Source organism: Streptococcus sp. 4155, from assembly GCF_013276695.1.
GTDB lineage: Bacteria > Bacillota > Bacilli > Lactobacillales > Streptococcaceae > Streptococcus > Streptococcus pseudopneumoniae.
In genome coordinates, this window is record NZ_VMLM01000026.1 from 36,024 (window position 1) to 47,874 (window position 11,851).

Consider the following 11,851-nt stretch of genomic DNA (forward strand, 5'->3'; position numbering starts at 1 on the left):
GTCAGTTCTATCCACAACCTCAAAACGGTGTTTTGAGCAGCCTGCGGGCTAGCTTCCTAGTTTGCTCTTTGATTTTCATTGAGTATAAACAGCCACTCTCCAGTTCAATTGGAGAGTTTTTTATAAGAACAGAGATTTACACACCTAGATTTGACACCATACATTTTCTATGATAAAATGTAACAAATTCATTTACAACAAATCGAAATCTAAATGAAATGGAATTTTCTATGAAATCAATCAAAGGACTACTCTTTATCATAGCTAGTTTTATCTTGACTCTTTTGACTTGGATGAACACTTCTCCCCAATTCATGATTCCAGGACTAGCTTTAACAAGCCTATCTCTGACTTTTATCCTAGCCACTCGTCTCCCACTACTAGAAAGCTGGTTTCACGGTTTGGAGAAGGTCTACACCGTCCACAAATTCACAGCCTTTCTCTCAATCATCCTACTAATCTTTCATAACTTTAGTATGGGCGGTTTGTGGGGCTCTCGCTTAGCTGCTCAGTTTGGTAATCTTGCCATCTATATCTTTGCCAGCATCATCCTTGTCGCCTATTTAGGCAAATACATCCAATACGAAGCTTGGCGATGGATTCACCGCCTGGTTTACCTAGCCTATATTTTAGGACTCTTTCACATCTACATGATAATGGGCAATCGTCTCCTTACATTTAATCTTCTAAGTTTTCTTGTTGGTAGCTATGCCCTTTTAGGCTTACTGGCTGGTTTTTATATCATTTTTCTATATCAAAAGATTTCCTTCCCCTATCTAGGGAAAATTACCCATCTCAAACGCTTAAATCACGATACTAGAGAAATTCAAATCCATCTTAGCAGACCTTTCAACTATCAATCAGGACAATTTGCCTTTCTAAAGATTTTCCAAGAAGGCTTTGAAAGTGCTCCGCATCCCTTTTCTATCTCAGGAGGTCATGGCCAAACTCTTTACTTTACTGTTAAAAATTCAGGCGACCATACCAATAATATCTATGATAATCTTCAAGCCGGCAGCAAAGTAACCCTAGACAGAGCTTACGGACACATGATCATAGAAGAAGGACGAGAAAATCAGGTTTGGATTGCTGGAGGTATTGGGATCACCCCCTTCATCTCTTACATCCGTGAACATCCTATTTTAGATAAACAGGTTCACTTCTACTATAGCTTCCGTGGAGATGAAAATGCAGTCTACCTAGATTTACTCCGTAACTATGCTCAGAAAAATCCTAATTTTGAACTCCATCTAATCGACAGTACGAAAGACGGCTATCTTAATTTTGAACAAAAAGAAGTGCCCGAACATGCAACCGTCTATATGTGTGGTCCCCTTTCTATGATGAAGACACTTGCCAAACAGATTAAGAAACAAAATCCAAAAGCAGAGCTTATTTACGAAGGATTCAAGTTCAAATAAGTACTCATACTCTCCTGGGATTCCCCAGGAGAGTTTTTTATAGCCAAATGAAATAAGACCAGAGCGATGAAATTTTGGAATTCAAATCAATTGATAAGACTATTTTATAGTAGAGTGAAATAGGATACGAACAAATTGATTAGGAAAATCAAATGAATTTATAGAAATATTTTAACAGTTATATTGTCCTGTTCTAGTTTCAAAACGCTATAGAAGCAGCATTGTGCTAGTCTAGATTCAGTTTACTATACTAAAACGAGTAGCTTGAAATCAAAAAACCCACCCTCACAGGCAGGTTTTATCTGTATTATTCAGCTAGATTATGCTTTACCTTCTGAACCGAATACGTCGATACGTTCTTCAACCGATGCTTGGATAGCTTTTACACCGTCAGCCAAGAATTTACGTGGGTCGAAGAGTTTTTTCTTATCGTATTCTGCTTCGTTTGCTTCGTAGTCACGAGCAAATTTACGAGTTGCGTTAGCGAATGCGATTTGGCATTCAGTGTTAACGTTAACTTTGGCAACACCAAGTTTGATAGCTGCTTGGATTTGCTCATCAGGAATACCTGAACCACCGTGCAATACGATTGGGAATCCTGGAAGAGCTTCTGTCAATTTTTGCAAGTGGTCAAGGTCAAGACCTTCCCAGTTTGCTGGGTAAGGACCGTGGATGTTACCGATACCAGCTGCCAAGAAGTCGATACCAGTTTCAACCATTGCTTTAGCGTCTTCGATTGGAGCCAATTCACCTTTACCGATGATTCCGTCTTCTTCACCACCGATAGTACCAACTTCAGCTTCTACTGAGATACCTTTAGCGTGTGCTTTTTCAACAACTTCTTTAGCCAATTTAAGGTTTTCTTCAACTGGAAGGTGTGAACCGTCAAACATGATTGAAGTGTAACCAACTTCGATACACTCAAGTGCATCTTCGTAGTGGCCGTGGTCAAGGTGGATAGCTACTGGTACAGTGATACCCATTGATTCAACAAGGTTAGCGATCAAGTTGCGAGCAACTTTGTAACCACCCATGTATTTAGCAGCACCCATTGAAGTTTGGATCAAAACTGGAGCTTTTTTAGCTTCTGCTGCGCGCAAGATAGCTTGAGTCCACTCAAGGTTGTTTGTGTTAAATCCACCAACTGCATAACCGTTGTCACGAGCTGCTTGGACAAATTTTTCTGCTGAAACGATTGCCATTTTATCAGGCCTCCTGTATATTTTTATGGGTCACCCCATTTACATTGTTCATTTTATCACTTTTTGACAAAAAAATCTAGTTTTTCCCGTAGTTTCGATTTAATTTCTTCTAGCTTCATCCATGTAAACCCTTTCTATCTCTAGTCTTGGGCGACTTTTGGAAAAGCTATGAAGAAGGTTAAACGATTCTCCTCCATCTCGAAATGATAAGCTAATTTTTCATGTTCCAATAGACTCTTGACCACAAAGAGTCCCATCCCAGGCCCTTTGGGCTTGCGACTAGCATTATCAGAAAAAGACTGGGCTAGTTTTTCTTGTTCTTCTGAGCTACAGCTATTCTCGATAAAGAGTTCCCCTTCTCTTTCTCCAATGCCAACCAAGCCACCTGGAACAGAGTGCTTGATGGCATTGCTGATGAGATTAGAAAGAATCAACTTCATAACTGATGGGTTTAGATAAGCCTGCTGATGGGTCAAACTATTGTCAATCTGGAGCTCTCTTTCCTTGGCGAGCAAGGCATAATCCTTAACCAGACTTTGTGTCATCTGGAGGAGGTCAATTTCTTCCCTATCATCTCGCAACTCCTGCACAGAAGAGAGGGAAAGTATCTGCAGAACATGGTGATTGAGTTCATCCACAATCCCCAAGGCAACTCCCAGATACTGGTCTCTATCCTTATAACGACCGATATTCTCTTTCATGTTTTCGATCAGGATTTTCAAACTAGCCAGCGGTGTTTTCAGTTCATGAGAAGCCCCTCGTAGGAATTCGACCTTCATCTTCTCCAGCTGGAGAATGGCTTCATTCTTGTCATGCAAGTCTGCAATGACAGTCAAAAGATGCTGGTAGAGGCTATTGATTTGTTCCTTGAGATCACCAATCTCATCCCTAGAATCCACGCGCAATCGCACTTGGGAATCCAGTTCCATCATTCTACGAGTCACCCGTTTGATTTCCAAGATCGGGGCAACAATGGTCCGAGCATAGATGTAGGCCACCAAGAGGGAAATTAGAAAGGATGCCAGCAAGGTATAGGGAAGAAATTGGAGACTGATTTGCTCTGCTTCCTTTTGCAAATCCATAGAAACCAGAAACTGGAGAGTCATGGTGCTACCATCTTGCGTTGTCACCTCACGCTCCTCAATAAAGAGAGAGGTGGTCTGACGGTCCGTATCCAGAGGAATGCTGTCCTTGACTTCTAACTTGTCCTCTGTCATCTCGCCCTTAACGACCCCCTTGATATCACTAGTCTGGGAATACAGCTCTAACACTTGCTCGATGCTCTGCCTATCCTTTCCTTCTAGGGACTTGGCAATAGCTGTCGCTTTCTGGCCAATGGTTTCCTGACGATGACTCAGATAAGTCGAGGGAAATAGAAAATAAATAGCTAAATGAAGGCAGATAACCAGAACACTAAATATCGAGAAGGTATAGATAAATATCTTTGTAAATAAACCTGTTCGTCTCATTTTCGCTCCAATTTATAACCAACATTGCGCACAGTGAGGATGCAGTCCAGGTCTAGTTTTTTCCGCAATTCCTTAATATAAACATCAATGACACGGTCAAAGGGAACCTCATCTGTCGCTTTCCAGACGGCATCGATTATCTGAGACCGAGTCAAGGCCCGGCCTTCATTTTTCACCAGATAGTCCAGAATTTCCAACTCTTTGGCATTGATAAGCACTTCTTGACCTGCTAGACTGGCACTGTAGCTCTCAAAATCCACCCTGGCATCTTTATAAGAGAAGATTCGTCCTGTATCGTAGTATCTCTTGAAAATTGCATCCACCCTCACTTTTAAGAGGGAGAGGGAGAAGGGCTTTTCCAGATAGCCATCTGCCAGAGAAGCAAAGGCAGTCATCTTGTATTCCTCATCCTGAAAGGCGGTCAGCATCAAGACAGGAACCTGACTGGTTTTACGAATCTCAGCTAGGACTTCTAGACCATTTAGCTTGGGCATCTGGATATCTAGTAAAATCAAGGCTACCTCATAGCTAGAAAATTGCTCCAAGGCTTCTTGCCCATCTGCAGCCTCAAGGGTTTCATAGCCACAATCCGTCAAATAATCACTGACCCCCTCACGGATCATCTCTTCATCTTCTACAATTAAAATTTTCATACTTTAACTGCTCTCTATTTTTTATTTTTCTTAGAATAATACTCAATGAAAATCAAAGAGCACACTAGGAAGCTAGCCGCAGGTTGCTCAAAGCACTGTTTTGAGGTTGCAGATGGAAGCTGACGTGGTTTGAAGAGATTTTCGAAGAGTATTAGAATAACTACCTACTCTATTTTCTATTATAGCCTCTTATTGGCCTTTTGTCTGTAAGCAACTGACCACTAGATAAAACAAAGAGAGCCTATCGCTCTCTCTGCTTGCATTTCACTCTCTGTGGAATGAAAATTATTTAGCTGCTTTTGAAAATGTTACAACGTAATTATAATCTTTCCCATTATTTTTATAGAGATAGTCTTCTTTAACAGTATAACCACGTTTACGTAATTCCTCTTTCTTGGCATCAACTTGGTTCTTGACTGCTACTTTTACTTCATCATCTGTTGAACCTTCCGCGATTTCAAGAGGAGTTCCATTGATATCTCCTAGAAAACCTGCAATATCTTTCATTTTATCAAAGTTATAAAAAACATTGACTTTGACCTTTTGAGGAGCTGATGTTACAACTTCTTCAGCTTCTACTGTTGTTCCTGCGTCTTTTGGAGCTAGTGTTTCTTCTGTTCCTACTTCTACAGATGGTTGTGTGTCTGTTGACTCACTTTCAGAGGTAACTGATGCTTCTTTTGACTCTGACGATTCTTCTGATGTGGCATTTGTTGTTCCATCTTGTGTCTCAGAATTATTTTCTTGTGAATTTACTAAGTTAGAATCAGACGAAGTCGCTTCTCCAGTTTCTTCTGTGGTGGTCAATACTTTTTCTGAGTCTGATGATGGAGCTACAGATGTTTTTCCTGTTTCTGCCATATCCGTAGCTGATGTGTTTTCAGCTGGTTCTACTTGACTTTTCTCTGTGCTTTCCGTAGATTCTACAGTCTTTGCTTCCTCTGTTGCTCCGTTACCGTGCGATGTTACATCTCTTGTTTCTGAAGACGCTTCCTGTGAATTAACATCTTTACTGTTTGTCTCTTTTATCAGATATGTTTTCGACAATATCAGCTTTTGTTTTAAATGAGGAAAGTTGAGATTCTGTCACCTCTGCTTCTTGAATTGCTGGCCCATACTGTCCAACTAAAGCCTCCGAGTCGACCTTATCTCCTAAAATTTGTGCAACAGTAATCCAGTGATGTTCATGACGAGGGTTATTAAATGCACCAAGACCTGTATAAGTATATAGAGGATTTATCAATGATTTATAATGACCAGTTTGACCTGCAACTGTCTCACCCTTTGATTTTTTAATATAATCGGCTTTTTCTGAGTACCATTGCTTAATCGCCTCTGCAAATCCTTTATAATTCCACGCCAAGTTTTCTCCAAATGTTCTAGTACCAGTCGGAAAAGCTGTCCAAATATTTTTGTCAGAGAGACGAGCATGGGCATTCGTAATAGAAGACTCAGCAGCTCTCATAAGAGCCGTTTTTTCCAGTTGTGTTGACCACTTAATCGGAACATACTTATCTACTAATTTCTCCTCAAAAGCCTCTTTACGAATCTTATTAAGAGAATCTAAGATAGCTTGTTGATCTGGTGTTAAAAATTCTCCTTTGATTCCCACCAAAACATTGCCAGCAGATGCTTGACTCACTTCCGATTTAAATACAGTCTGCACCTCCTTTTGTGGTACAGCCGGCACTTCCCCTTTCGGTGTTACTGGATCTTCCGTGGTTGGTCTTGTAGCTACCGGTGCTTCTGATTTTGGTGCTGGAGACGCTGGTGCTTCTGATTTTGGCGCTGGCGCTGCTGGTGCTTCTGATTTTGGTTCTGATACCATTGGCTCTTCTGCTTTTGGCGCTGGGGTCGCTGGTGCTTCTGATTTTGGTTCTGATACCATTGGCTCTTCTGCTTTTGGCGCTGGTGACTCTGGTGCTTCTGCTTTTGGTTCTGATACCGTTGGCTCTTCTACTTTCGGTGCTGGAGATACGGGTGCTTCTGCTTTTGGTTCTGATACCGTTGGCTCATCCGCTTTCGGTGCTGGGGTCGCTGGCTCTTCTACTTCTGGTGCCAGTGTTGCTGGTTCTTCTGCTTTTGGCGCCGGTGACACTGGTTCTTCCACTTTTGGTGCTGGGGTCGCTGGTTCTTCCGATTTTGGTTCTGATACCATTGGCTCTTCCACTTTCGGTGCTGGCGCTTCAGAACTTGGATTTGAAACTACAGGTTGATTTGTTGTCCCTATATTTGAAAGGGCCTTGTCTACTACTGGACTTGATTCAGTTGAGTTCCCTGATTCAATTGTAGTATCTGCAGATGGAGCATGTAAAGTTTCTGATCTTGTTTCGGCTTTTGGCGCAACTGAGACTGAGGTTTCTGATTTCGATGCCGGCAATACTGACTCTTCAGCTTTCTCTGCTGACGCCGCTGGGATTTCCACAGCTACTGGTGTCGTTTGTTTAACAGTAGTCCTTTGTTCACCAGTTACAGTATCTGTTTTTGTTTCAACTTCATAACTTTGACGGCTACCAGAATTCTCAATCGACACTCGCTGTCTTTTGACTTCTGTATTTCCATCTTTTAGAAAAGCCTCTTCGCTAAAATACAATTTATTATTAGCAAAAATCAAATCTCTATTTGCAATACGATTTATCTCAACCAAACTATCAACAGATAGCCCTGTTGCCCCACTAATAGCACTCAATGTATCTCCCCACTTAATTGTGTAGTGTGATAAATTGTCTATATTTAGAATATCAGCTTTCACTTCCTCAACTGTTCTGGCTACCCAAACACCATCTTGTTCACTGGCTGATACAGTTGGAGCTAAAAAGCCTAGCCCCAGTAGAATCACACCTGTCGCAACAATTGCACCCGTTCTTAATTTTCTAAAACCACGGAGGGATAAGCTTCCTCTAACATTTGTTTGTCTCATAATATTTATTTTTCCTCACTATTCTATATTTTCCAAGGTAGACCCTGCCTAGGTCTACTAGCCTATGTTTGCGATATGGATAGGCTTCTACAGATTTATCTATAGATTTTTATGCACAATTCCATATATAAGTTGCGAAACCCCTTTCTAATAAATTCCATAACTTTAGTATATCATATTTAACACTAAAGTACAAAGAAAGCAACTGAAAGCAATGATTTTCACCACTGCTTTCTGCTTCATGTATCATTTTAAAACTTTCAGTTGCTAGCCTCATTTTTCAGTCTAGCATCAGTATTATTCACCATCCAGCAAAAGCTCTTTTGGTTGTTTTCTAAGGAGATTGCTTGAAGCAAGCGCCATAACGAGAACCACTAGAACCAAGGCTAGGACAAAGACGATGATAAAGTCTGAAGTCTGAATAGAAATATCTAGGCTCGACAAGGTCTTGCTAAAGCCATCTACTTCTGCACCACCACCAAGGTTAGAGGCTTGAGCCGCCTTACTAGCCTGTTTGGCAACACCTGAAGTCACATTGGCAAGGACAGTGTTTCCAATTGCACGGGCAGTGTAATTAGCTAGGAAGTAAGCAGAAACTAGAGCAGGGATAGCAATCAAGATAGATTCGGTTATGAATTGCCCCAAGATACTTGCCTGCTTGAGGCCGATAGAGAGGAGAATTCCCACTTCCTTGCGACGGGCGTTGATCCAAAGGCTGAGCAAGAGGGCAAGGAGGAGAACTGAGAAGCTCAAGCTACCCCAGAAGAGGAGGTTGGCCATCTTGTACATACCAGAGATAGATTGCTCAAGAGCTGGGTAGTTAGAGGAGCTCTTGACGAGTGTGTAGCTCTTCCAGTTGATACCACTGATGCCATTCAACTCTTTCATAACATCATCCAAGTTCTTGTCTGCTGTTACAAAGAAGGTTGCGTCCCCATAAATGGCTGTGTCTTCTGTGTATCCATAAAGTTTTGCAGCAGTGTGAATGTCTGTAATAGCTGTGTTTTCGTAAAGTTCTTGTGAGTAGGTTACTGCTGACTTATTATGACCATCAAAGAGTCCCTTGATTGTCACTTCAACTGTTTCCTTGGCTCCTTTTTCATTATCTGCATCGTAGATATTAGAGTCCAGTTTAACCTTGTCCCCTACTTTCCAGCCGTGTTTGGCTGCCAAGTCCTTGTGCAAGAGGATTTTATCCTTGTCGTCGTTGGTTAAGTGCTCTCCTTCGACTAGTTTATAAGAACCAGAGACAAACTTGTCTTCTTTAGAGGAGTCATTGACACCTGTAATCATCAAGCTACTTCCAAAACGTTTGGCACGATCAGCAGTGAGATTCTTCTTGGTTTCTGGCGTTTCAATGAGGTCATATCCAGTCAAATCTCCGATAGCGTTGATACGTTTGACATAAGACTCGATGGCCTTGTTTTCGGTGATTTTTTTGATGTCTTCACCCTTAATATTCCCAGCACCACGAGGCGTTCCTTGGTTGACGCGACGATTGATTTGCATGGAGAAGCTATTGGTGATATTTTTAAAGGTCTCCTGAGAAGCCTTGGCAGTAGCTCCCTTGATTGACAAGCCGACCAAACTCAAGCTCGCCATGAGGAGAATAATCAGGAAGATGACAATCGATTTGAAAAACTTCCTTGTAACATAGGCAAATGCGTTGTGTAACATAGATTCCCTTTCTAGATTTTATTCTATTTTATAGTTTGAACAGAAAAAGTTCGTATTATTTCGTAGTATTTCGAGTTTCAGTCAGTTTCTTATCTTTCAACTCAAGTGTAATATCTGATGCTTGTGCCACTTCTTTGCTGTGGGTTACGACGATGACACATTTACCTGTTTTCTGGGCAAGTGATTTGAGCAGTTCGACAATATCTCCAGCAGTTTTAGGATCCAGATTTCCTGTTGGCTCATCAGCTAGAATAACTGGAGCTTCTGAGACCAAACTGCGAGCAATGGCAACACGTTGCTGTTGACCACCTGATAACTGGAGAACATTCCGCTTGATCTGATTTTCATCTAAACCAAGCTCAAGCAGTGTATCCTTGCTTGCCTTTTTGTTGACCAAGCGGATATTTTCCAGTGGAGAAAGATAATCTATCAAGTTATAATTTTGAAATACCAGGGAAATATGGTGCATACGATGGTAGGAATACCCCTTCTTACGAATATCCTCTCCTTGGAAAAGAATCGAACCTTCAACAGGACTATCTAAACCAGCAAGTAGGGACAAGAGAGTGGATTTCCCCGCTCCTGACTCCCCAATAATACTGTAAAATTTCCCAGGTTCAAAATGATAATTGATCTGATATAGGACTGCCTCAGCAGTGTTCTTATAACGGTAGTTAAGGTCTTGTAATTGTAATAAAGTCATGATTTCTCCTTCTTATACTCAATGAAAATCAAAGAGCAAACTAGGAAGCTAGCTGTAGGTTGCTCAAAGCACAACTTTGAGGTTGCAGATACAGCTGACACGGTTTAAAGAGATTTTCGAAGAGTATTAACTAATAGATGATAAAATTTCCTTAGGCGATTTTCTAAATAAGAATAGGAAACAAAGGGCTACAGATAAGCAACTAAGCAGGACTAGAAAGACATAGGATTCTGCAAAAGATAGGATGTTGGTTGATAAACTGCTTGCTTTAGCTAGCGTGTCTTGTAAGGCAGCCTGATCTCCACTTGCTAGTAGAGTTTGGAGTAGGTAAGATGTGATGGCGTTTCCTGCAACAAATGCTGGAAGCAAAGCTCCAAGAGATACCAAAACTACCTCTAAACAGAATTGTAGGAAAATCGAGCTCTTGCCTTTTCCAAGTGCCAGTAAAATTCCCACTTCGTAGACCCTTTCTCTCAACCAGAGAGACAAAACAAGAATTAAGGCTCCAGCTCCAGCTATCAACATCCCATAAAGGAAGATGGTTAGGAAGGTTTGGAAGGTTGCTACTGAGTCTTTGATTTGTTCAAAAGCCTTGTTTTCCTTATCGATTTGGTAGCCTTGATTTTCCAAGGACAAGTTTTCCACCTGCTCCATGAGTCCGTCCATTTCCTTAGGGTTTTCTACATAAAAGCGCGCTGCACTGACTAGAGATTCACCATTTCCTAAAAGGCTTTGGCTACTTTCATAGTCTGTAAAGACCTGGTTTTCACTGAAGTCAGAAGACAAGCCTGTGAATTTCTCCTGTTTTTTACCAGAAAAGATGCCGACAATTTCAAACTCCACTGTTTGCCCTTTGCCAGATTCAGACTGACCAGTATCCAAGCCAATCTTGTCATGAAGCGAAAGACTATTCTTCTTAGCCAACTCTTCGTGGATGATGATTTTCTTGGAATCTCCTTTTTGAAGATGTCGCCCTTCTTTTAGATTGAAAGCCGAACTGGTAAAGGTCACATCCTTGGATGAATCCTCAAGAGCCGTTAAGCTAACCAAGTTCTTGTCCGCTGCTGACAAATCATCACGTTCTACGCTCTGCTCACCAGCCACCGCTTCCTTGTCTTTCAGTTTTGCGACCGTCTCGAGTTCAGGAGAGACATTTTCCAGTCCCTTAATCTGGCTCACGGATGATAAGTCCGACAACTTGAAAGTCTGACCATTTTCTATCTTCTTAATAGAAAAAGATGTATTGAGTGATTTGTAAAGATTGGTTTCAACTGTTTTGTTGGACTTCATCAGCGTCAAACAGGCTGAAATTCCAGCCAATAGGACCAATAAAATCAGAAATAAAATAAAACTTCTCAGTCGTTTTCTGCTGACATAAGCCCAAGATCTTTGGATTGGATTCATTTGTCACCTCCATATTTGTAAGACTATTATAAAACCCAAATATGAAATGTTTATGAAATACGAAAAAAATATCGAGTAGGGGATAATCTCTAGTCCCTCTCACACCACCGTACGTGCCGTTCGGCATACGGCGGTTCAACTAACTTTTAAAGCATGTCGTTCAAGGTCATAATCCAAACACAAAATCAGTCCACGTTTTTCTTAGGCTAAAAGAGTCCACTGGACTCTTTTACTCCGTCCCATAACCAATGATTTAATAGCGCGTTCAGCTAGATTATTGGAAAGGACCAGATGCCCGTCTTTCAATAGAAATCACGACTTTCTTTTTAGTATAATAAAGTTAGAAAACAAGGAGGGGAAGACGATGAAAGACTTATTAAAACTCATTCAACAACAGAGTGC

9 protein-coding genes and 1 pseudogene are annotated in these 11,851 nt (G+C 41.2%); 1 reads left to right on the forward strand and 9 read right to left on the reverse strand.

What is annotated here, in order from left to right; genetic code table 11:
- Positions 1–230 precede the first annotated feature (230 nt).
- A complete protein-coding gene (locus HT715_RS03700) occupies positions 231–1,421 on the forward strand; it encodes a ferric reductase-like transmembrane domain-containing protein (protein ID WP_000835817.1) in 1,191 nt (396 codons plus the stop codon).
- 320 nt (positions 1,422–1,741) lie between these two features.
- Here HT715_RS03700 and HT715_RS03705 read toward each other — a convergent pair whose 3' ends face one another.
- The 9 genes and pseudogenes from HT715_RS03705 to HT715_RS03745 all read right to left on the reverse strand — a co-directional run.
- Positions 1,742–2,623, reverse strand: coding sequence for a class II fructose-bisphosphate aldolase (locus tag HT715_RS03705; RefSeq protein ID WP_001019001.1), 882 nt, complete (start codon positions 2,621–2,623; stop codon positions 1,742–1,744).
- Positions 2,624–2,763: 140 nt separating this feature from the next.
- On the reverse strand, positions 2,764–4,092 hold the full coding sequence (gene vncS / locus HT715_RS03710; RefSeq protein ID WP_119943699.1) for a sensor histidine kinase VncS: 1,329 nt from the start codon (positions 4,090–4,092) through the stop codon (positions 2,764–2,766).
- Entirely contained in the window at positions 4,089–4,745 is a 657-nt protein-coding gene (gene vncR / locus HT715_RS03715; RefSeq protein ID WP_138703451.1) for a response regulator transcription factor VncR, read from the reverse strand. Before vncR ends, vncS begins: the two co-directional genes overlap by 4 nt.
- A 285-nt stretch (positions 4,746–5,030) precedes the next feature.
- Positions 5,031–5,792 (reverse strand): hypothetical protein, encoded by a 762-nt coding sequence (locus HT715_RS03720; RefSeq protein ID WP_138701080.1) that lies wholly within the window; start codon positions 5,790–5,792, stop codon positions 5,031–5,033.
- Positions 5,755–7,665: a CAP domain-containing protein gene (locus HT715_RS03725; protein ID WP_172922831.1), complete on the reverse strand. Its 1,911-nt coding sequence runs from the start codon at positions 7,663–7,665 to the stop codon at positions 5,755–5,757. Before HT715_RS03725 ends, HT715_RS03720 begins: the two co-directional genes overlap by 38 nt.
- A gap of 297 nt (positions 7,666–7,962) precedes the next feature.
- Entirely contained in the window at positions 7,963–9,342 is a 1,380-nt protein-coding gene (gene vex3 / locus HT715_RS03730) for an ABC transporter permease subunit Vex3 (RefSeq protein WP_054388057.1), read from the reverse strand.
- A 55-nt stretch (positions 9,343–9,397) separates the two neighbouring features.
- On the reverse strand, positions 9,398–10,045 hold the full coding sequence (gene vex2, locus HT715_RS03735; RefSeq protein WP_000173719.1) for an ABC transporter ATP-binding subunit Vex2: 648 nt from the start codon (positions 10,043–10,045) through the stop codon (positions 9,398–9,400).
- Between the two features lie 126 nt (positions 10,046–10,171).
- Positions 10,172–11,449, reverse strand: a complete 1,278-nt coding sequence (locus HT715_RS03740) for an ABC transporter permease (RefSeq protein ID WP_001068296.1) — start codon at positions 11,447–11,449, stop codon at positions 10,172–10,174.
- Between the two features lie 234 nt (positions 11,450–11,683).
- A pseudogene (locus tag HT715_RS03745) lies at positions 11,684–11,758 on the reverse strand (transposase); the annotation flags it as partial.
- Between the last annotated feature and the right edge of the window lie 93 nt (positions 11,759–11,851).